At 50.6% G+C, this 20,980-nt stretch carries 19 protein-coding genes; 15 read left to right on the top strand and 4 right to left on the bottom strand.

Annotated features, from left to right (window positions below; genetic code table 11):
- Positions 1–74: 74 nt before the first annotated feature.
- A complete protein-coding gene (gene radA, locus Q8O77_RS04530) occupies positions 75–1,436 on the top strand; it encodes a DNA repair protein RadA (RefSeq protein WP_305551674.1) in 1,362 nt (453 codons plus the stop codon).
- A gap of 38 nt (positions 1,437–1,474) precedes the next feature.
- Here the strand turns inward: radA and Q8O77_RS04525 are convergent, their stop codons facing one another.
- The gene (locus tag Q8O77_RS04525; protein WP_305551673.1) at positions 1,475–2,224 is read right to left on the bottom strand and encodes an outer membrane protein assembly factor BamD; all 750 of its coding nucleotides are present in this window, start codon (positions 2,222–2,224) and stop codon (positions 1,475–1,477) included.
- Positions 2,225–2,348: 124 nt separating this feature from the next.
- On the opposite strand from Q8O77_RS04525, the gene rluD reads away from it, so the two are divergent.
- From rluD to pssA, 4 genes are all read left to right on the top strand, one after another.
- Positions 2,349–3,323 carry a 23S rRNA pseudouridine(1911/1915/1917) synthase RluD gene (gene rluD, locus Q8O77_RS04520; RefSeq protein ID WP_305551672.1) on the top strand — a complete coding sequence of 325 codons (975 nt, stop codon included), beginning with the start codon at positions 2,349–2,351 and terminating at the stop codon, positions 3,321–3,323.
- Between the two features lie 6 nt (positions 3,324–3,329).
- Positions 3,330–4,070, top strand: a complete 741-nt coding sequence (gene pgeF / locus Q8O77_RS04515; RefSeq protein WP_305551671.1) for a peptidoglycan editing factor PgeF — start codon at positions 3,330–3,332, stop codon at positions 4,068–4,070.
- Positions 4,071–4,163: 93 nt separating this feature from the next.
- Positions 4,164–6,743, top strand: a complete 2,580-nt coding sequence (gene clpB, locus Q8O77_RS04510; RefSeq protein ID WP_305551670.1) for an ATP-dependent chaperone ClpB — start codon at positions 4,164–4,166, stop codon at positions 6,741–6,743.
- A 124-nt stretch (positions 6,744–6,867) separates the two neighbouring features.
- On the top strand, positions 6,868–7,698 hold the full coding sequence (gene pssA, locus Q8O77_RS04505; RefSeq protein ID WP_305551669.1) for a CDP-diacylglycerol--serine O-phosphatidyltransferase: 831 nt from the start codon (positions 6,868–6,870) through the stop codon (positions 7,696–7,698).
- 53 nt (positions 7,699–7,751) lie between these two features.
- Here the strand turns inward: pssA and Q8O77_RS04500 are convergent, their stop codons facing one another.
- On the bottom strand, positions 7,752–9,296 hold the full coding sequence (locus Q8O77_RS04500; protein ID WP_305551668.1) for a PAS domain-containing methyl-accepting chemotaxis protein: 1,545 nt from the start codon (positions 9,294–9,296) through the stop codon (positions 7,752–7,754).
- A 226-nt stretch (positions 9,297–9,522) separates the two neighbouring features.
- On the opposite strand from Q8O77_RS04500, the gene gshA reads away from it, so the two are divergent.
- Together gshA and Q8O77_RS04490 are read left to right on the top strand one after the other, a co-directional pair.
- The gene (gshA, locus tag Q8O77_RS04495) at positions 9,523–11,133 is read left to right on the top strand and encodes a glutamate--cysteine ligase (protein ID WP_305551667.1); all 1,611 of its coding nucleotides are present in this window, start codon (positions 9,523–9,525) and stop codon (positions 11,131–11,133) included.
- A 67-nt stretch (positions 11,134–11,200) separates the two neighbouring features.
- Positions 11,201–11,833: a hypothetical protein gene (locus Q8O77_RS04490; RefSeq protein WP_305551666.1), complete on the top strand. Its 633-nt coding sequence runs from the start codon at positions 11,201–11,203 to the stop codon at positions 11,831–11,833.
- 53 nt (positions 11,834–11,886) lie between these two features.
- Here Q8O77_RS04490 and Q8O77_RS04485 read toward each other — a convergent pair whose 3' ends face one another.
- Both Q8O77_RS04485 and Q8O77_RS04480 read right to left on the bottom strand, forming a co-directional pair.
- Entirely contained in the window at positions 11,887–13,155 is a 1,269-nt protein-coding gene (locus Q8O77_RS04485; RefSeq protein WP_305551665.1) for an HlyC/CorC family transporter, read from the bottom strand.
- 65 nt (positions 13,156–13,220) lie between these two features.
- Positions 13,221–14,027 (bottom strand): inner membrane protein YpjD, encoded by an 807-nt coding sequence (locus tag Q8O77_RS04480; RefSeq protein WP_305551664.1) that lies wholly within the window; start codon positions 14,025–14,027, stop codon positions 13,221–13,223.
- Between the two features lie 150 nt (positions 14,028–14,177).
- Between Q8O77_RS04480 and ffh the strand changes: the two genes are divergently transcribed.
- From ffh to rplS, 8 genes are all read left to right on the top strand, one after another.
- Entirely contained in the window at positions 14,178–15,545 is a 1,368-nt protein-coding gene (ffh, locus tag Q8O77_RS04475) for a signal recognition particle protein (protein ID WP_305551663.1), read from the top strand.
- A 162-nt stretch (positions 15,546–15,707) separates the two neighbouring features.
- Positions 15,708–16,658: a GAF domain-containing protein gene (locus Q8O77_RS04470; protein ID WP_305551662.1), complete on the top strand. Its 951-nt coding sequence runs from the start codon at positions 15,708–15,710 to the stop codon at positions 16,656–16,658.
- 90 nt (positions 16,659–16,748) lie between these two features.
- Positions 16,749–18,323, top strand: coding sequence for a hypothetical protein (locus tag Q8O77_RS04465; protein WP_305551661.1), 1,575 nt, complete (start codon positions 16,749–16,751; stop codon positions 18,321–18,323).
- A gap of 103 nt (positions 18,324–18,426) precedes the next feature.
- Positions 18,427–18,834, top strand: coding sequence for an ACT domain-containing protein (locus Q8O77_RS04460; protein ID WP_305551660.1), 408 nt, complete (start codon positions 18,427–18,429; stop codon positions 18,832–18,834).
- Between the two features lie 150 nt (positions 18,835–18,984).
- Complete coding sequence (gene rpsP / locus Q8O77_RS04455; RefSeq protein WP_068234274.1) at positions 18,985–19,236, top strand: 30S ribosomal protein S16; 252 nt, start codon at positions 18,985–18,987, stop codon at positions 19,234–19,236.
- A 30-nt stretch (positions 19,237–19,266) separates the two neighbouring features.
- Positions 19,267–19,794 (top strand): ribosome maturation factor RimM, encoded by a 528-nt coding sequence (rimM, locus tag Q8O77_RS04450; protein ID WP_305551659.1) that lies wholly within the window; start codon positions 19,267–19,269, stop codon positions 19,792–19,794.
- Complete coding sequence (gene trmD / locus Q8O77_RS04445; protein ID WP_371133437.1) at positions 19,794–20,582, top strand: tRNA (guanosine(37)-N1)-methyltransferase TrmD; 789 nt, start codon at positions 19,794–19,796, stop codon at positions 20,580–20,582. Before rimM ends, trmD begins: the two co-directional genes overlap by 1 nt.
- Before the next feature lie 22 nt (positions 20,583–20,604).
- The gene (gene rplS / locus Q8O77_RS04440) at positions 20,605–20,964 is read left to right on the top strand and encodes a 50S ribosomal protein L19 (protein WP_068234280.1); all 360 of its coding nucleotides are present in this window, start codon (positions 20,605–20,607) and stop codon (positions 20,962–20,964) included.
- The last annotated feature ends 16 nt before the right edge of the window (positions 20,965–20,980 follow it).

Here is a 20,980-nt window from a genome sequence, read left to right as displayed (position 1 = left end):
ATCTGTAGTACGCTACGTTGTTACATTTTGAAAAGCAATATCCATGCCTTTCATTTAGCTTGAGAAAATTAATTATGGCAAAAGTAAAAACCGCTTACGTCTGTAGCGATTGTGGTGCTGATTTTGTGCGCTGGCAAGGCCAATGCACCGAGTGCGGCGCCTGGAATACCGTCAGCGAAGTACGCCTGGGCACGGCCAGCAGTAAAAATGCCCGCTTTGAAGGCTATGCCGGTGCTGCCGTGGCCAAAGTAATGCGGCTGGACGAAGTAGACTTACAAGATGTACCGCGCTTTAGCAGCGGTTTTGCCGAGTTTGACCGTGTGCTGGGCGGCGGTATAGTGCCCGGCTCAGCTATTTTAATCGGCGGCCACCCCGGCGCCGGTAAAAGTACCTTGTTACTGCAAATTATGTGCGGCCTGGCACAGCAGGGCGGCGCGCTCTATGTTACCGGCGAAGAATCCTTGCAGCAGGTAGCCATGCGGGCACAGCGTTTAGGTTTGCCCACCAATGCGCTGAAAATGTTGGCCGAAACCAATGTGGAAACCATTTGTCTGCTGGCGCAGCAGGAAAAGCCGCGCATTATGGTTATCGACTCTATCCAGGTGATGCATCTGGCCGATATTCAGTCAGCGCCCGGCAGTGTGTCCCAGGTGCGTGAAAGTGCAGCCTATCTAACCCGTTTTGCCAAGCAGCACCATATTGCCATTATTATGGTGGGCCATGTTACCAAAGACGGCTCGCTGGCCGGCCCTAAAGTGCTGGAGCATTGTATTGACTGCTCAGTGATGCTTGATGGTGACAGTGACAACCGTTACCGTACTATGCGTGGCAATAAAAACCGCTTTGGTCCGGTAAACGAGCTCGGCGTGTTTGCCATGACCGGTCAGGGCATGAAAGAGGTAAAAAACCCGTCGGCGATTTTCTTAACCCGCGGTAAGGAAGATCAGTCCGGTAGTATTGTGATGGTATTATGGGAAGGCACGCGGCCGCTGCTGGTAGAAATTCAGGGCCTGGTAGACTATTCGCCGTTAAACAACCCGCGCCGCGTGACGCTGGGCATGGAGCAAAACCGTATTTCGATGCTGCTGGCGGTTATGCACCGTCATGCCGGTATACAGATGGCCGATCAGGACGTATTTGTTAATGTGGTAGGTGGCGTAAAGGTAAATGAAACCAGCGCCGATTTAGCCACGCTGCTGGCGCTGGTGTCGAGTTTTCGTGATAAACCGCTGCCAAATGATTTAGTGGTGTTTGGCGAAGTAGGCCTGGCCGGTGAGATCCGTCCGGTACCCAGCGGTCAGGAGCGCTTACGTGAAGCGGCAAAACATGGCTTTAAGCGGGCGATAGTGCCACTGGCCAATGCGCCCAAGGACAGTATCAGCGGTATGGAAGTGATCGGCGTAAGCAAGCTCTCTGAGGCGTTGGAGGCAATTTAGCACTAAAGAAAAGCCCCGCTGTTGCGGGGCTGTCTGGTTCAGAATTTATTATTTTGCGGAAAATTCAGTTTCAGTACCTGATAGGTATCGTCTTTCAGTTTGGTTAAGCCCAATTTGTCATAGCTCTCAACCATCACTTCCAGTGCTTGCTCAACTAACGGCGAGTCACGATAAAATTCGACAATATATTTACCGCGGTTGGCAGCGGCCAGGTAAGCACCACGGCGCATATAGTAATCCGCCACAAACAGCTCGTGCCGTGCCAGGGTATCTTTAATGCTTAGCATGCGATTTTTCGCTTCGGCCGCATATTTGCTGTCAGGAAACGAGCTTACCAGCATTTTAAAGTCATCAAATGCCTGGCGGGTACTGGCCAGATCGCGGTCAGCACGGTCTATACCCAGCAGATTATGCAGCGCATTTTCATCGGCTTTTAAGTTACTCAGACCACGCATGTAATACACGTAATCCAGCTCTGTATGGTTCGGGTTCAGCCGGATAAAACGGTCAATACCTGCCAGCGCTTTTTGTACATCGCCGGCCTGGTAGTGAGCATAAATCAAATCTAACTGCACCTGACGTGCCAGCGGGCCAAAGGGGTAGCGGCTTTCAACCGCAGATAACAATTCAATGGCACGATTATATAAGCCGTTGTCTAACACTTCTTTGGCTTGTTGGTACAGCGATTGTGCTGTTTGCGTAGAGTCAACATCAGCTTCTTTTGGTTTGCCGGCACAAGCGCTCAGCGTCAGGGCTAACAGAGAAATCAGTAAAAAATTCGCTTTCATTTAAAAATCCGTTACTACTTGAGCTAAATGGCTGTCTAGTCGGGCGTAAAATCGCTAAAATACACGCTATTGGCGATTCTACCCCAGACCCGCCGGGGTTGCACACAGGATAACTGCTTCCGTTATGACAAAACAGCTAAAACTTTCAGAAATTGTACCAGACCATCTTTTTGGTAAGCGGTTAGATCAGGTGCTGGCCGAAATGTTCCCCGATTATTCGCGATCACGCATAAAAGAGTGGATCCTGGCAGATGCGGTGCAGGTTAACGGCACTATGCAAAACCGGCCGCGGGAAAAACTGCTCGGCGGCGAGCAAATTGATATTCTGGCAGAACTGCCGGAAGATCAGCGCTTTGAAGCCGAAGCCATAGAGTTAAATATCGTCTACGAGGATGAACATATCCTGGTGATCAACAAGCCGGCCGGGTTGGTTGTGCATCCTGGCGCCGGCAATGCCGATGGCACCTTGCTTAATGCTCTGTTGCACCATTGCCCTGGCATAGGTGAAGTACCACGGGCCGGTATTATTCACCGGTTGGATAAAGACACCACCGGCTTAATGGTGGTAGCGAAGACTATTCCGGCGCAAACCCATTTGGTAGAAGCAATGCAGGCGCGTGAGATTACCCGTGAATATGAAGCGGTGTGTCATGGCGCGATGACCGGCGGTGGTACTATCGACGAGCCTATCGGCCGCCACCCGACCAAACGCACCCATATGGCGGTCACTCAGTCTGGTAAACCGGCTACTACACACTTTCGTGTGATGGAAAAATACCGTGCTCACACCAGATTGCGCTTACGGCTGGAAACCGGCCGCACCCACCAGATACGTGTGCATATGACCTTTGTTAACCACCCGCTGGTGGGAGATCCGGTATACGCAGGCCGGCCACGGCCACCGCGTAAGGCAGATGAGCAATTGCTGACCATTCTGCGTAACTTTAAGCGGCAGGCTTTGCATGCCGCTATGTTACGTTTGGCGCACCCTATTACGCTGGAAATTCTGGAATGGCATGCGCCGATTCCGGATGACATGGTGCAGTTAAATGCCGCCTTACGTGCCGATACTGTCGAGCATGGTTTGGATTATGTATAAACTTCGATGACTGATAACAGCGCCCTGATCATCCCCGATTGGCCTGCACCCGCTAACGTACGCGCGGTATGTAGTAGCCGCCAGGGCGGCTGCTCAGAAGGCGCTTATGCGTCGTTTAATTTGGGCGCTCATGTTGCTGATGCGCCGCATAAGGTGGCAACAAACCGCCTGCGTTATCAGCAAATGGCACTAATGCCGGCGCCGCCGGTGTGGTTAAATCAAGTGCATGGCACCGACGTTGTCCGCTTAACGGCAACGACGCCAAATGGTTGTAACGCCGATGCTGCTGTTAGCGCAGAGCCTGGCCTGGTTGCCACGGTAATGACGGCAGATTGTTTACCCTTGTTGTTATGCGATGCCGCTGGTACTCAGGTGGCCGCAATACATGCCGGTTGGCGTGGTCTGTGTAATGGCGTGATTGAAAATACCCTGGCGCACTTTGCAAAACCAGATGACGTGCTGGTATACCTTGGTCCGGCAATCAGCCAAGCGGCTTTTGAGGTAGGGCCTGAAGTGCGTGCCGCCTTTATTGCCCTGGCGCCTGAGGCAGAACAAGCCTTTATTACTGCGAATAACGGTAAATGGCTGGCGGATCTGTATTTGTTAGCGCGGCAACGTTTAAGCCAATGCGGTGTGCAACAGATTTACGGTGGCAACTGCTGCACTTATCAACAACCACAACGGTTTTTTTCCTACCGCCGCGATGGCCAAACCGGCCGTATGGCCAGCTCTGTCTGGTTAGTCTGATCTAAGTCAATTTTTTGACGTTTGTTTGCTTGAATTTCCGTCAATAGTGCCCAATCTTATGACACAACAACATTGTGCTTGTAGGAGGCATAAATGCGTCTTGAAAAATTTACCAGTAAGTTCCAGGAAGCGATTGCTGATGCGCAGTCGTTAGCGCTGGGCCGTGATCAACAGTTTATCGAGCCGGTGCACCTGATGTTTGCCTTGCTGAATCAGGAAGGCGGCACGGTACGCGAGCTGTTAAACAAGCTGGCGATTAATTTTAATGAACTGCGCTCTAAGGTGAGCCAGGCGATAGACAAGCTGCCACGGGTTGAAGGCGAGGGCGCTAATTTACAGCTGTCATCCGCTACCGCGCAGTTGTTGCAACAGTGCGACAAGCTGGCGCAGAAGCGCAAAGACCAGTTTATTTCCAGCGAGCTTTTTGTGCTGGCTGCCACCGATGATAAATCGGATCTGGGTAAAATTCTGCGCTTAATCGGTGTCAGTAAAGAAGGCGTTGAAGCCGCGATTGAGCAAATGCGCGGCGGACAGAAAGTGGATGATGTTAACGCTGAAGACAGCCGACAGGCACTAAGCAAATACACTGTAGATTTAACCGCGCGCGCCGAGGCCGGCAAACTGGATCCGGTAATAGGCCGTGACGAAGAAATACGCCGTTGTATTCAGGTATTACAGCGGCGCACCAAGAATAACCCGGTATTAATCGGTGAGCCGGGCGTAGGTAAAACGGCCATCGTCGAAGGCCTGGCGCAGCGCATTATTAACAAAGAAGTGCCGGAAGGCTTAAAAGATAAGCGCGTATTGTCGCTGGATATGGGCTCGTTGCTGGCGGGGGCGAAATACCGCGGCGAGTTTGAAGAGCGGTTAAAAGCGGTACTGAATGAACTGGCCAAAGAAGAAGGCCAGGTGATTCTGTTTATTGATGAAATTCATACCATGGTTGGTGCCGGTAAGGCAGAAGGCGCGATGGACGCCGGCAACATGCTAAAGCCGGCGCTGGCGCGTGGTGAGTTGCACTGTCTGGGTGCCACCACACTGGATGAATACCGCAAATACATTGAAAAAGATGCGGCGCTGGAGCGGCGGTTTCAAAAAGTGTTGGTGGAAGAGCCGACAGTGGAAGATACCATCGCCATTTTGCGCGGTTTAAAAGAGCGTTACGAGCTGCACCATGCGGTAGAAATTACCGATCCGGCAATAGTGGCGGCGGCTACCTTGTCACACCGTTATGTGGCAGACAGGCAGTTGCCGGATAAAGCTATTGATTTAATAGATGAGGCCGCCTCCAGTATCCGTATGCAGATGGACTCCAAACCGGAGGAATTAGACCGGTTGGAGCGGCGCATTATCCAGTTAAAGCTCGAAGATAATGCACTGGCGAAAGAGACCGATGATGCCACCAAAAAGCGTCGTGAGATCATTCAGGAGCAAATCCGCGAGCTCGACAGCAAATACAATGAGCTGGACGAAGTGTGGGAATCGGAAAAGGCCGCACTGCAAGGCACGCAAAATATTAAAACCGAGCTGGAGCAAGCGCGGCTGGATCTGGAAGTAGCCCGCCGTGCCAGTGATTTACAGCGCATGTCTGAGCTGCAATATGGCCGCATTCCTGAGCTGGAGAAAAAACTCGATTTAGCCTCGCAAGCCGAGATGCACGATAACACGCTGCTGCGTAACAAGGTTACCGAGCAGGAAATTGCTGATGTGCTGTCTAAAGCCACCGGTATTCCGGTGAGCAAGATGCTGGAGGGAGAGCGCGACAAATTGCTGCGTATGGAGCAGGCGCTGCATGAAAAAGTCATCGGCCAGGACGAAGCGGTTACCGCTGTATCGCATGCTATTCGCCGCTCCCGTGCCGGGCTGGCTGATCCGAATAAACCGATTGGCTCATTTTTATTTTTAGGCCCGACCGGTGTTGGTAAAACCGAGTTAACCAAGTCGTTGGCCAACTTCTTGTTCGACAGCCCGGATGCGATGATACGCATTGATATGTCCGAGTTTATGGAAAAACACGCGGTATCGCGCTTAGTGGGGGCACCGCCGGGTTATGTCGGCTACGAAGAGGGCGGCTATTTAACCGAAGCCGTGCGGCGTAAACCCTATTCTGTAGTGTTGCTGGATGAAGTGGAAAAAGCCCATCCGGATGTGTTTAATATTCTGTTGCAGGTACTGGATGACGGCCGCTTAACCGATGGTCATGGCCGCACGGTGGATTTTAAAAACACCGTGATCATTATGACCTCTAACCTGGGCTCAGATCTGATCCAGGAGCATTACCGTGAATACAGTTATGCCCAGATGAAAGAGATGCTGATGGGGGTACTGAGCCAGCAGTTCCGGCCGGAGTTTTTAAACCGGTTAGATGAAACCGTGGTATTTCACCCGCTGGACAGCAGGCAAATTCGCAGTATTGCCAAAATTCAGCTGGCCAGGCTGGAGCAACGGCTGGCGGAGCGGCAATATGGCTTTAGCATCAGCGATGCCGCGCTGGACAAACTGGCGGAGGTGGGTTTCGACCCATTGTACGGCGCACGGCCGTTAAAGCGGGCCATTCAGCAACATTTGGAGAATCCGCTGGCGCAGGCCTTGTTGCAAGGCGATGTGGCGCCGGGCAGCACTGTGCTGTTGGACCACAACGGCACGCAGTTTGTGGTCAGCAGCCAGGCATAACAGCAAAGCTGCAAAGGTATTGCCGGTTAAGTGACCGCTTCGGCGGTCACTTTTGCCTGCAGACTATCCATGTTAAGGTATGTCCCTTATAATCCTTTGTAATTCCTCAACGCAGAAGTGCTTTATGACCGAGTCAAAAACGAATGACACCAGCCCGCGCAAGGGTATTTATCTGTTACCTAATTTACTGACCACTGCCGGCTTGTTTTCCGGTTTTTTTGCTATCGTCTCGTCAATGAACGGCCACTTTGAAGCGGCTGCGGTGGCTATTTTTATCGCGATGATATTTGATGGCCTGGATGGCCGTGTTGCGCGCTTAACCAATACCCAAAGTGAGTTTGGCGCCCAATACGACAGCATGTCAGATATGTTATCTTTTGGCATGGCACCGGCTTTGGTGGCGTACAACTGGGGTTTGGCAGAGTACGGTAAGTTTGGCTGGTTAGCCGCCTTTATTTTTGTCGCTTGTGCGGCGCTGCGTCTGGCACGCTTTAACGCTAATTTAGGCGTTACCGATGGCCGGTTTTTTCAGGGCTTAGCCAGTCCGGCTGCCGCGGCGATCGTAGCCGGTATGGTATGGACCGGCAGTATCTACCAAATTGACGGCGATAATATCGGCTATTTAGTCGGCTTGCTGACTATCGTAACCGGATTACTGATGGTAAGTAATTTCCGTTATAACTCATTTAAAGATGTGAACTGGCGCGATAAAGTATCCTTTCTTACCATCTTAGTGGTGGTGTTAGTGTTTGTGGTTATAGCGTCGCGCCCGGCTGAAATGCTGTTTGGTATCTTCTTTATTTATGCCTGCTCCGGTCCGGTGACCACGATCCGTAGTGTGCGTAAATTAAAGCTGGAGCATGTGGTTGGCGACTCTGATGACGCCGACTTCGCTGATCTGGATAACAATAACGCCAAGCCCGAAGCAGACAACAGCAAAGATAAAACGGAATAACCGTCGCGCCTCACGCCCAAAAAAACACTCCGCCGCAGCGGAGTGTTTTGTTATCAGCCAAAGCTTTTATTTAACCCGGCGATTTGGCCGGTTTTTTGCTGCAAACTTTTACTGTTCTCAGACACTATCTGAATATTCGCCAGGTTCGTTTCTGCAATCTGCTGAATATTATTTACGCTTTGCTGCACATCTTGCGCCACTACCCCTTGTTGGGTGGCGGCGGTAGCAATTTGTGACGACAAGTGTGAGATGTTATCTACCATGCGTGAAATCTCAGCCAGTTGCTGCTCGCTGTGCTGCGTTTCCTGCACACAAACATCTGCCTGTTGCCGGCTTTGCAGCATTACTTTGCCCCAGCTGAGCAGGGTTTGCTGAATTTCGCTCACCGACTGTTTAATTTGCTCTGTCGCGTTGTGAGTGCGGGATGACAGCGCCCGCACTTCATCGGCTACCACAGCAAAGCCGCGGCCATGTTCGCCGGCGCGGGCGGCCTCTATGGCGGCATTTAGTGCCAACAGGTTAGTTTGATCGGCAATGCCCTGAATTTCGGTCATGACTTTGCCGATGCGTTCTGCTTCCACGGCCAGGCCATCGGCTGTAGCGGCTGCACCTTGTACCTCAGTGGCCAGCTTTTGTACGGTGTGGGCGGTGTGTTTCATCGCGCCTTTGGCGGTTTCACAAATACTGTGGGTTTCGCTGACTTGCTGGTGCGTTTGCTGCGTGCGTTCAGCGATATCCTGCACTGTGGCATATAGTTGGGTGGTGGCCGCGACGATGCCGGTCAGTTGTTCATGTTGCTGATGAATGCCTTGTTCGGTCATGTTAACCGCTTCGCCCTGGGTTTCAGCAATCACGTTTAACGCATTGGTGCTGTCGGCGGTGCGGCCCAACACAGTGCGCAACCTGGCCTGACACATCTTCAACTGAAAATCTGCAATACCAAAGGGGCCAAAGCCGGAATAGATCCAGCGCGAGACACTGTCAAATTCGCTGCGAACCTGTTGCAGTTTGGCCGGAATAATAAATAACTCGTCATAACAACAGACTAACCAGACCAGCGGTAACAGCAATGCCCATAAAAAGTGACCACCAAACAGCATGGCGCCTGCGCCGGCCAGTAGTATTGTCAGTGCTACAGCGGCAGCACGTTTAGCGCCAAAGCGGCTGCGCCAATCGGTCGGCGTTTTGCCCTGCAACATGGCGGGGTAAGCGGCTTCTGCGCGTTGAATCATTGTGGCATCCGGTTTTACGCGGACCGACTGATAGCCAATAAGTTTATTTTGCTCATAAATGGGCGTAACAAAGGCATCAACCCAATAGTAACGGCCATCTTTACAGCGGTTTTTTACTACGCCGCGCCATGACTGGCCCAGTTTTAACTTTTGCCATAAGTCGGCAAAAGCGGCGGCGGGCATATCGGGATGGCGCACCAGATTATGGTTTTTACCCAGCAACTCTTGTTCGGTATAGCCGGCCACCTGGCAAAACGCCGGATTGGCGTAGGTAATCACACCGCGTAAATCAGTAGTAGAGACTAACTCCTGCTCTGCCGGGAAACGAACTTCTTCATTAACGACAGCCTGGTTGCGACGGTTCATAGTGTTTTATCCATTGAGTAAAGTATGCAGCTTTGTCTAAGTATTGAATTCTAATGCATAAATGCCGGGATTGCAGCACAGTGGCCCGGCGTTCGTCCTGTTAAGCGGTACAAACAACAAAACTGATTGTTGAAACTAAAAATGCAGGCTAAATTAAGGCTCGCTCTTGAGTTTCGTTGTGCCGCCCCAATTTCTGCGGAACACGGTTACCGATTAAGGAAATAACTTGGGCTCTTTTTTACAACAACGCCTGGCCATGCTCAACACTGCGCCTTATCAACGGGCGGTAGTGGGTATTAAACATGGTATTGAGCGTGAAACCTTGCGTGTGCATGCCGATGGTAAACTGGCGTTAACGCCTCATGCGCAGCAACTGGGCTCAGCGTTAACACATCCGTTGATCACCACAGATTTCTCTGAATCCCTGCTCGAATTTATTACTCCGGTAAGTGACAATATCGACACTACGCTGGCGCAACTGGCCGATATTCATCGTTTTACCATTAAAAACATCGCCGACGAGCAGTTTTGGGCCGGCAGTATGCCGTGCTTTATCAGCAATCAGCAGCAAATCCCGTTTGCACAGTATGGCAGCTCTAATGTCGGCCGGATGAAAACCCTGTACCGCAAAGGTCTGCATAATCGTTATGGCAGTATGATGCAGGCCATCAGCGGCGTGCATTTTAATTTTTCTATGTCAGAAAGCTTTTGGCAGCAATACCAAGAATTGCTGGGGCAAAGCGGCGACCTGCAGGACTTTATTTCGGCGCAGTACCTGGCGCTTATTCGTAACTATAAGCGTTATGTCTGGCTGATTGTGTATCTGTTCGGTGCCTCGCCGGCGATGTGTAAGTCGTTTTTAGAAGGGCGCAGCAGCCGTTATCAGTTTCAGCCATTAGGTAAGGGCTCGTTATATTTGCCTTATGCCACCTCTTTACGGATGAGTGACCTTGGCTATACCAACAGTGCGCAGTCAAGCCTGAACGTTACTTACAACAGCCTGGCGGAATATATCGCCGGTTTGCATGCGGCCATCAGTATGCCGTCGGAAGAATACCGCAACATTGGCGTTAAGGTGGCGGGTGAGTATCAGCAACTGAATGCCAATGTACTGCAGATAGAAAATGAATTTTACTCTACCATCCGGCCTAAACGCACTACGCAATCCGGTGAACGGCCAACCTGTGCTTTAGCAAAGCGTGGGGTAGAATATGTCGAAGTGCGGGCGTTGGATGTTAATCCGTTCAGTGCTGTGGGCATCACCGCAGAGCAGATGCACTTTTTAGATGTGTTCCTGTTGTATTGTTTGTTGCAGGACAGCCCGGCTCTGACGGCAGAAGAACAAAGCATTACCGAGCAGAACCTGAAAAAAGTGGTAACAGATGGCCGGCGTAGTAATTTAGATATTTTGCAGCAAGGCCAGCCCAGGTTAATGCTCGACTGGGCAGAAGAGCTGTTTGCCGACATGATGCCGGTGGCGCAGCACCTGGATACCGCTTACGGCACGGATCGATACAGCGGCGCGTTAAAGCAGTTTTACATGGGCTTGCTTGACCCGGCTCAAACCTTTTCCGGCAAGCTGCTTAATCAGTTGCTCTCACAGCAGCAGGATAACGGCAACTATACGCTGCAGTTATCGGCACAGTATCGTCAGCAGTTATTGCAAGAGCCATATCAGTACTATACCGGGGCGCAGTTTACGGCCGCGGCGGAGCAGTCGTTGCAACAACAGCAACAGTTGGAACAGCAGGATAGCATCAGTTTTGAGCAATATATTGCTGAATATTTTGCCGAAGTACCGGCCTGTGACAATAAAAAAACGGCTACCTCAGGGTAGCCGTAACAATGTCCGGGGAGAATAAAAAAACTTGGTTGCATCCGTGCAGCTTGTTAGAATCAGCCGGATGAAGAAAGTTCAAATCCCCGTTAAAGTACTGCTGATGGCAACAGCTGCCGCGTTGTTGCTCAGCAGTTGCAGTACACCGCCGCCGCAGAATAGCTCTAATCTGTGTGAAATTTTCTATGAACACCGCGATTGGTACGACGCAGCCGCTAAAGTCCGCGACAAGTGGGGTGTGCCTATTCATGTGCCAATGAGCATGATGTATCAGGAAAGCAGCTTTAAGCACAATGCCAGGCCACCGATGCGCTGGTTCTTAGGCTTTATCCCCTATGGCCGTGCCAGCAGCGCTTATGGTTATTCGCAAGCGAAAACGGTAACCTGGGATGAGTACGTAAAAGAAGCCAACCGGTTTTGGGCCAGCCGCGATAACTTTGACGACGCCATGGACTTTATGGGCTGGTATATCAGCAAAAGCCAGCGACTGAACAAAGTTTCAAAGTGGGATGCCTACAATCAGTATCTTAATTACCATGAGGGCTGGGGCGGTTACCGCCGTGGCAGCTACAAAAATAAAGCCTGGTTGGTTAAGGTAGCGCACAAAGTTGATCACCGGGCTAAGGTGTATGCCGGTCAGTTAAAAGGCTGCGAAGACGATTTAAAACGTGGTTGGCTGTGGCGGCTGTTTTTCGGCTAACAATAACACTGCAACAAAAAAACCGGCAATGCCGGTTTTTTTATGTCTCTGGTTTAAACCTTTTTCAGATGCGGCAGCAGGCGCACGGTTTTAATCATGTTGTCCTGCACGTCAACAACCTCCAGCGGGTAGCCGGATAAGCGGATGCTAAGTTTGCCCTGGGGGATCTCTTCCAGATATTCCAGAATTAAACCGTTCAGCGTTTTCGGGCCGTCTGTCGGCAGTTCCAGCTGCATTTCGCGGTTTAAATCCCGCAGGTTAATACTGCCGTCAATCAGGTAAGAGCCGTCCGGTTGCGGTAAAATATCTTCGTTACTGTCTTCAGCAACATCAGTAGTAAATTCACCTACCACTTCTTCCAGAATATCGGCCAGGGTTACCAGGCCCTGAATATCACCGTATTCATCTACCACTAAACCAATGCGCTCTTTAGTGCGCTGAAATTTCAGCAACTGGGTATTGAGCTGAGTGCCTTCCGGAATAAAGTAAATTTCACTGACGGCCCGCATTAACGTGGCCTTGGTCAGTTGCTCTTTGATCAGCAGGCGCATTAGCTCGCGCGGATGCACAAAGCCAATGGCTTCGTCTATGCTGTCGCGATACAGCAAAATACGGCTGTACTGCATATTCGCCAGCTGGCGCTCAATATCTTTCCACTCGTCGTTAATATCAATACCGACAATTTCATTGCGCGGCACCATAATATCTTCCACCGTGGCATTTTCTAAATCCAGCACCCCCACCAGCATACTTTGGTGCTGCTCGGGAATAAGCGCGCCGGCTTCATGCACCACAGTGCGCAGCTCTTCAGCGCTTAAGCTGTTACCCTGATGCTTCTCCGGGCTAATACCCAAAATGGATAAAATGCCGTTAGTAATAAAATTGACCAACCACACCAGCGGATAAAAAACTTTTAACAATATTTTAAGTAAGGCTGAACTGGGAAAGGCAATACGCTCCGGGTGCAGAGCCGCGATAGTCTTTGGTGTGACTTCGGCAAACACTAACACCACCATCGTTAACGCTACCGTCGCAATAGCGATACCGACATCGCCGTATAAACGCAGACCAATAATGGTAGCGATCGCAGAGGCTGCGATATTCACCAGGTTATTGCCAATTAAAATAAGGCCGATTAAGCGATCAGGCCGTTTTAACAGTTCGCTGACCCTGATGGCACCCTTATGGTTCTCGTTTGTTAAATGCTTTAAACGATAAGGGTTAACAGACATCATGCCTGTTTCTGATCCCGAGAAATAGGCAGATATGAATAAGAGCACGCCAAGAATAATAAACAGCGTACCCGTCGATATGTCGTCCAAGAGTTAAATACCCGTATTGCCAAACACCCGTACTTGATATTACGAAGTGCCGGTTGAGTCAAGAATTAAAGTGTATTTAGCAGCACTTCGCGTACAAAGCGGCTGCCAAAATAGCCAAGTGTTAACAAGGCCGCACCGGTGACAGTTAAAATGTTTGCGGTTTTACCGCGCCAGCCTTTGCGGGCATGGCCCCAACATAACACGGCAAAAACAGCAAAACCAAGTAGGCTGAACACGTTTTTATGCAGGTTGTCTTTCGCCAGCCAGTTATCCATAAAAACCGCAGCAACCAACAAGGCCAGCCCCAGCAGTATAGTGCCGGCCAACAGGATGCGAAATTGTAACACTTCGGCCTGTACTAAAGGCGGCATATGCCGTGTCATGGCGGCAAAGTCTTTCTGCTTTAATCTGTTGCTGATATAGCTAACCTGAAACGAGTACAGCATCGCCATCATTAAAATGGTGTAAGCGATAAACGCCAGCATAATATGCAGCAGCAGAACAATATTTTGCTCAAAGTGCTGCAGTTGCACACTGTGCGGTAAGGTCAACACGGCCAGCTGCACCAGGCTGGCAAAGCCATATACCACCGGTAGCAATAAAATAGTCGGCGTGCGCAGTGCAGTAAGGGTTATGGCCACGGTTATTAACCAACACACCAGAGAGCTGACATTCAGCAAGCTGAAATTTTGTCCCTGCTCAGTAAATAGCATGGTTACCAGTACCAGCATATGCAGTACCAGGCCGGCAATGGCGGCGCTGAAGGTGGTTTTAAAATGCGGCCCCTGTGGATGAAAAATGCGCAGCAGTACCGAGCCGGTCGCAACCAGATAAGCAATTAAGGCCAGCGCAGTTAACAGCACCGTAGACATCAGCAGCATTTCCTTTTGTTTTAATGGCTAACCATTGTATTGCAACTTTTGCCGGATGCCCATAGCTGCATTCAACAGTTTCTTAACGGCTGCTTCTGTCGCTTGAGTTTGGTATAATCGGCGACATTATCGCTGCTGAGTGAAAAAGCCATGTTTGAGAATCTATCCGATCGTTTAAGTGCCAGCCTGAAAAACATCACCGGCCGTGGTCGTTTAACCGAAGACAATATTAAAGATACCCTGCGCGAAGTACGTATGGCCCTGCTTGAAGCCGACGTCGCCTTGCCGGTGGTGCGCGACTTTGTTGCTAATGTAAAGCAGCGCTCGGTAGGGTTAGAGGTCAGCAAAAGTCTGACACCCGGCCAGGAGTTCCTCAAAATTGTCCGCAAAGCTTTGGAAGAGGCGATGGGCGATGCTAACGAGGAATTGACCCTTAATACCCAGCCACCGGCTGTGGTGTTAATGGCAGGTTTGCAAGGTGCGGGTAAAACTACCTCTGTCGGCAAACTGGCTAAGTTTTTAACCGAGCGTAAAAAGAAGAAAGTATTAGTGGTGTCGGCTGACGTCTATCGCCCTGCGGCGATTAAACAGCTGGAAACCCTGGCCAACGATATCGGTGTAGAGTTTTTCCCCAGTGATATTTCGCAAAAGCCGGTCGATATTGTCAATGCGGCTATTGCTCATGCCCGCACCCGTATTTTTGATGTGCTGTTAGTCGATACCGCCGGTCGTCTGCACGTTGACAGCGAGATGATGGATGAGATTAAAGCGCTGCACGCGGCAGTAAAACCGATAGAAACCCTGTTTGTGGTGGATGCCATGACGGGCCAGGATGCGGCCAATACTGCCAAAGCCTTTAATGATGCACTGCCACTTACCGGCGTTATTCTGACTAAAGCCGACGGTGATGCGCGCGGTGGTGCGGCGCTGTCTATCCGCCATATTACCGGCAAGCCGATTAAGTTTCTCGGTACCGGTGAAAAAACCGATGCGTTAGAGCCGTTTCACCCCGACCGCGTTGCCTCGCGTATTCTGGGAATGGGTGATGTGCTGAGCTTAATTGAAGAGCTTGAGCAAAAAGTCGACAAAGAAAAAACGGCGAAGATGGCGCAGAAGATGATGAAAGGCAAAGGCTTTTCATTAGAAGATTTTCGTGAGCAACTGGTGCAGATGCGCGGCATGGGCGGCATGATGTCGATGCTGGATAAATTGCCGGGCATGAAAAACCTGCCGGCCGGTGCGGCAAATCAGATGGGCGATAAACAGTTTGTTAAAATGGAAGCCATTATTAACTCGATGACACCCAAAGAGCGCGAGTTTCCGGATTTACTTAAAGGCTCACGCAAAAAACGCATTGCTGCCGGCTCCGGCACTCAGGTGCAGGATATTAACCAGTTGCTGAAACAGTTTACCCAAATGCAGAAGATGATGAAGCAAATGTCGGGTAAGGGCGGCTTAATGAAGATGATGCGCGGTATGGGCGGTAAACTACCGCCGGGTATGCTGCCACCGCGTTAACCGGCTTAATATCACAGTATTAACACTAAACCCCGCCTTATGTTGCGGGGTTTTTGTTGATTTTATAGCCAATGTCTTACACTAAATGCCGTTTTAGATGGCAATAGCAGCCCGGCGTTTAAGGTAAGTTAGCGCGGTGTAAAAACCATGGAGGGTTTTGTTATGACTAACGCCCTGGCTTATTTGCTGGAAATTAACCGTCAGATTGACCCGCTGCAGGATATCACCCGGCTGTGCCAACGTAGCTGTGAGCTGACTGCCGGCGGTTTAACCTTGCCGGACAACGTTATTTACCTGTACCAGACGGATCACAGTTTGCGTCAAATTGCTGCTGCCGGCAGTAAGTATCAACCTGGCACCGGGGTAATAGCACCACTGCGGTTGGCGCCGGGACAAGGTGTTGTGGGTACTGTTGCCATGCAGCAAAGCAGTTTGTGTATTACAGATACCCGTGACTGCGACAACTACATTGCAGACGATGCAACGCGGCTGGCCGAGTTAGCAGTGCCCATTTGTTATCAGGGCGAGTTGTTGGGCGTAATTGACGCAGAGCACCCGCAGGCCGGCTTTTTTACCGCTGAGCATCAGTGCTTTTTAGAGGGACTGGCCGCCATGCTGGCGCCGCGCATTGCCAATTTAGCCGCCAGGTTACGCCTGCAGCGGCGCAGTATTTATCCGGTTAGAAAAAACCAGATGTTAAAGCCTGCCGTGCAGCACAAGCTCAGCCATTGGTTGACTGAACACGATTTCCGGCAGCAGCTTAACCACTGGTTAAAGCATTACTACACAGAAGGGCAATGGCAAACTGCAGCATTGACAGAGCTGGCGCTGCTACAAGCTATTCCGGATGCAAGCGCTGTGCGTATAGATAGCATGAAGCAGTTAATCTGTTCGCAGATTGAGCAAATGCAGCAACACAGTGCGACGGCGCTGTGGGGGCGCATTTTACATGCGCGTTATATTGGCCGCCGCGTAGATCAGCTGACATTGGCTGATGAATGTCATATGGCTTTCAGTACCTTACGCCGCCATCAGGGTCTTGCTTTGGCTTATCTGCAAGCACAGCTGTGGCGGCAGGAGTTGGATGCACGGCAATGCTGCGGTGTGAATTAAATTGGCACTTTGTTAGCAGTTTGTTTTGTGTTGTTTGCATAAACTTGTTGTCGAGTTGTTCACCAGAGCAAATGCAACAAGGAGGCAAGCATGAAACTACTCACTTTAGCCGCGGCCGCAGCCGCTATTACCCTGGCACAGCCGGTTAACGCTGTACTTTACGATCTGCCGTTCAAAGGACATAACTTCAGCGACAATGAAAAAATTTACACCCGCGATCATGCGGTAACCACATCGCAGCAGTATGGTTATGATTTCAGCGGCCGCCGGTATGATTTTGACAACTCGCGCTGGACCTTGGTCAATACCAGCCTGGCTGACTATGATGCCGCGCCAACTAATAATAAACATACCATTTATAACAAATCGATTTATGCCATGCGTGCCGGCAAGGTAGTGGGCTGCTGGCGTAATGCGCCGGAAAATCCGCGGCCCAAGCTGGCGGGTGATTCAGGCACCACCAAGCCATGGCTGCATACTAAATTTAAAGATGGCTATATTCCCGGCGGTGGCAATATGCTGTGGGTAGAGCACGCCGATGGCAGCCGTATGTTGTATGCGCATATGACGCCCGGCAGCATTGGCCAGAATTTATGCCCGCACAATGCACAGTATTTCCCTACGCCAAAAGGCAGTACACCGGAAGTTGACTATGTCGGTGTGGCACCGGCGCAGCAGGCGGTGATCAGCAAAGGCCAATATTTGGGCCGTGTTGGTAACAGCGGCAGTTCAACCGGGCCACATTTACATGTGCATCTGCAAAACAGTAGCGGCGTTGGCCAACCGATCAGTTTTAGCCGTGGTATTGCTACGGTGCCGGACAATACCAAGCCTTATGGCGGCCCCTGGGTGAGATTTGCCGGTAGCAGCATTCCGGCCGGGCCGCAGCTGATTTGGGCGCCGCGCAGCGTAAGCAGTAACTATGCCCGCCATGCGGTAAAAGCAGAAGCTTATCAAAGTTTGTTTCAACATCTGGCAGACTCTGGTTTTAAAATCAGCTGGCTGGACGGTTATAACGTTACCGGCAAGGTGTTTTACAATATGGTGTGGCAACCGTCTGACATTGGCTGGCGCTCATACCATGGCCGCAGTTCTGCGTCGTATCAGACGGTGTTTAACCAGGCGATAGCCGATGGTTATGTGCCGGTCCATGTGGATAGCCATATCACCGGCAGTGGACCGCGCTACAGTGTTATTTTTGAGAAAAAAGCCTTGGCAACGCTGGCGCGGCATAATTTAAGCTACGCTCAGCATGTACAAGTAATGGAACAGGCCAAAGACTTGGGTATGCGGCCGGTGAGTGTATCTGTGGTATCCAGCGGTGGTGAGCGGCGTTATACCACGCTGTATCATAAACAGCCGGTGGGTAACTGGACTATGAGCTCACAACTGACTGCAGCAGCATACCAAAACAAAGTAATAAGTGAGAAGACGGCTGGTCGGCGGCCGATTTATCTAAGTTCTTATGTACACCTGGGCAATGTGAATTACAGTGCGGTATTTGCGCAGTTCCCGCTAAAAACCTGGGAGGCACGCCACGGGCAAACTTCAGCGCAGTATCAGAACAACTTTAATATGTTGGGCACACAAGGGTACAGTGTGGATGTTGTTGCAGGCACAGATGGTTTAAATGCACACCGCTTCGGGGCTATCTGGACTAAGTAATAGCCGGGGTCAATAATATCCGGCATCAGTAACCCGTTTTGTTATCAGCGCAGGCTCCGGCCTGCGCTTTGTTATGTCAGCCCATTCAGTTAAGGAGCAACAGATGATGCCGCAAAGTACGCAGCAGGTTATTATAGACAGCGATTTTTTTCTGGAAGCCGATTCTTTCTGTGTGGTATCTGCCCGCCGCGTTGGTACGCCGGAATTGCATCGGCTGCTATGCCATGACGACAAAGAAATTACCGTAATAACTACCGAAGCAGCCCTGGCCGATGTTGATATTATTGCGCGTAATAAAGAGCAGTGGCGGCTGTTTGTGATTAACTGCGCTAACCCGTTTTACTGTGTCGGCTTTTTAAGCGCTATTGCTGCGGCGATGACACAGGCCGGGCTGGATATACTGCTAACGTCAACCTTTAGCCGTGATCTGGTGTTTGTACCGCAAGCCGATGTCGACACCGCTACTAAGGTGTTAGTACAACTGGGCTTTAAACCGCGCCAAAGGTGCTAAAGCCGCTGGCGGCACAGTATTGCACTGAGCAGCCAAGCCGCGAAATACCTTGCAATTGCGCGTCAAATCAGTAAAATGCTGCAGCCCTTCGGTCCAACCGGGGGCTTTGTTATTTTTGATAAAACCTGAACGATAAAATTAGAGGGCCTTATGGTAACTATTCGTTTACAACGTGGTGGCGCGAAAAAGCGTCCATTTTACCAAGTTGTGGTAGCGGACAGCCGTTTTGCTCGTGATGGCCGTTTTATTGAGCGCGTGGGTTTCTTTAACCCAATCGCCGGCGGTACTGAAGAGAAACTGCGTCTGGACCTGGACCGCGTTAATCACTGGGTAGCACAAGGTGCTTCACTGAGTGATCGCGTGGCAACTTTGGTAAAAAACGCTAAGAAAGCTACTGCTTAATTAGCTTAAAGGTCGTGTGGAGTAGTCAGCTTGAGTGAGAAAGATTTAGTCGTTCTTGGCAAATTTGGTGCAGTTTACGGCATCAATGGCTGGCTGAAAGTTAACGCTTACACCGACTTCCCGGAAGGGATTTTTGATTACACACCCTGGCAAATAAAATTTCAGGGTAACTGGCAACCAGTGCAGGTTTCCAGCTGGAAGCGCCATAGTAATGGCCTGATAGCGAAACTGGACGGCGTCAATGATCGGGATCTGGCACAGCAGTATGTAAATGCTGAAATTGCCGTAGCAAGCCAGGCACTGCCTTCATTAGAAGACGGTGACTATTACTGGAAAGACCTGATGGGCTTAGCAGTAATAAACGAGGCGGGCTACCACTTAGGTGAAGTAACCGACATGATGGAAACCGGCTCTAACGACGTTTTAGTAGTTAAAGCCAACCGTACCGATGCATTTGGTCAGAAAGAAAGGTTGTTGCCGTTTTTAACCGATAGCGTGATTAAAAGCGTCGATTTAACCGAACGTCGCATTATCGTAGACTGGGATCCCGCGTTTTAATGCCGGATGACACTAAACTGTGGCTAGGGGTTGTATCCTTATTCCCGGAAATGTTTCAGGCAATAACGCAATATGGGGTAACCGGCCGTGCTGTAAAGCAAGGCATTATACAACTGCAATGCTGGAACCCGCGTGATTTCACAACGGATAAGCATCGCACTGTAGATGACCGGCCTTATGGTGGTGGCCCCGGAATGCTGATGATGGTGCAGCCCCTGCGTGACGCTATACGCGCCGCCAAGCAAGCTGCAGGTGAAGGTGTACACACGGTGTATTTGTCGCCGCAAGGCCGCAAACTAGACCAACAAGGTGTCACTGAACTGGCGACGTATTCTAAGCTGCTGTTAGTAGCTGGCCGGTATGAAGGCATTGATGAGCGCGTAATAGAAAGCGAAATTGACTCAGAATGGTCAATTGGTGATTACGTGTTAAGTGGCGGTGAATTGCCGGCGATGACATTGATAGATGCAGTGTCGCGCTTAGTACCTGGTGTACTTGGGCATGAACAGTCAGCAGAGCAGGATTCTTTTGCATCCGGTTTGCTGGATTGTCCACACTACACAAGGCCTGAAGTGTTATCAGACAAACAGGTACCAGCAGTTTTACTGAGTGGTAACCATGAAAATATACGACGCTGGCGTTTAAAGCAGTCTCTTGGGAGAACCTGGCTTAGACGACCGGATATGTTAAATCTCCTGGCTCTGACTGAGGAGCAACGACGGTTACTGGCTGAGTTCCAAGCTGAACATCAGCAAGAGTGCCGGACGGGGCAGCAAGAAGACAGTTAATTCCAGGTAAAGTGAGATTGTTATGAGCAAAGTTAGCCAAAACATCATCAAAATGCTTGAAGACGAGCAGTTAAAGAAAGACGTTCCAGCGTTCGCGCCGGGCGACACTGTCGTAGTTCAGGTAAAAGTAACTGAAGGCGATAAAACTCGTCTGCAGGCTTTTGAAGGCGTAGTTATCGCCAAACGTAACCGTGGTCTGCACTCTGCATTCACAGTACGTAAAATCTCTAATGGCGAAGGTGTTGAGCGTGTATTCCAGACGCACAGCCCAATGGTAGACAGCATCACCGTGAAACGTCGTGGTGCAGTTCGCCGTGCTAAGCTTTACTACTTACGCGATCGTTCAGGTAAATCAGCGCGTATCCGCGAAAAGCTTAACTAAGCTACCCTTAAAAGGC

Origin of the sequence: Rheinheimera sp., assembly GCF_030690345.1 — a bacterium.
GTDB lineage: Bacteria > Pseudomonadota > Gammaproteobacteria > Enterobacterales > Alteromonadaceae > Alishewanella.
This window is presented reverse-complemented; position numbering and strand designations above follow the sequence as displayed.

Excerpts from the sequence above, each read along its gene's own strand:
- radA (WP_305551674.1), top strand. The coding sequence starts at position 75 with ATGGCAAAAGTAAAAACCGCTTACGTCTGTAGCGATTGTGGTGCTGAT.
- Q8O77_RS04525 (WP_305551673.1), bottom strand. The coding sequence starts at position 2,224 with ATGAAAGCGAATTTTTTACTGATTTCTCTGTTAGCCCTGACGCTGAGC.
- rluD (WP_305551672.1), top strand. The coding sequence starts at position 2,349 with ATGACAAAACAGCTAAAACTTTCAGAAATTGTACCAGACCATCTTTTT.
- pgeF (WP_305551671.1), top strand. The coding sequence starts at position 3,330 with ATGACTGATAACAGCGCCCTGATCATCCCCGATTGGCCTGCACCCGCT.
- clpB (WP_305551670.1), top strand. The coding sequence starts at position 4,164 with ATGCGTCTTGAAAAATTTACCAGTAAGTTCCAGGAAGCGATTGCTGAT.
- pssA (WP_305551669.1), top strand. The coding sequence starts at position 6,868 with ATGACCGAGTCAAAAACGAATGACACCAGCCCGCGCAAGGGTATTTAT.
- Q8O77_RS04500 (WP_305551668.1), bottom strand. The coding sequence starts at position 9,296 with ATGAACCGTCGCAACCAGGCTGTCGTTAATGAAGAAGTTCGTTTCCCG.
- Q8O77_RS04490 (WP_305551666.1), top strand. The coding sequence starts at position 11,201 with ATGAAGAAAGTTCAAATCCCCGTTAAAGTACTGCTGATGGCAACAGCT.
- Q8O77_RS04480 (WP_305551664.1), bottom strand. The coding sequence starts at position 14,027 with ATGTCTACGGTGCTGTTAACTGCGCTGGCCTTAATTGCTTATCTGGTT.
- ffh (WP_305551663.1), top strand. The coding sequence starts at position 14,178 with ATGTTTGAGAATCTATCCGATCGTTTAAGTGCCAGCCTGAAAAACATC.
- Q8O77_RS04470 (WP_305551662.1), top strand. The coding sequence starts at position 15,708 with ATGACTAACGCCCTGGCTTATTTGCTGGAAATTAACCGTCAGATTGAC.
- Q8O77_RS04465 (WP_305551661.1), top strand. The coding sequence starts at position 16,749 with ATGAAACTACTCACTTTAGCCGCGGCCGCAGCCGCTATTACCCTGGCA.
- Q8O77_RS04460 (WP_305551660.1), top strand. The coding sequence starts at position 18,427 with ATGATGCCGCAAAGTACGCAGCAGGTTATTATAGACAGCGATTTTTTT.
- rpsP (WP_068234274.1), top strand. The coding sequence starts at position 18,985 with ATGGTAACTATTCGTTTACAACGTGGTGGCGCGAAAAAGCGTCCATTT.
- trmD (WP_371133437.1), top strand. The coding sequence starts at position 19,794 with ATGCCGGATGACACTAAACTGTGGCTAGGGGTTGTATCCTTATTCCCG.
- rplS (WP_068234280.1), top strand. The coding sequence starts at position 20,605 with ATGAGCAAAGTTAGCCAAAACATCATCAAAATGCTTGAAGACGAGCAG.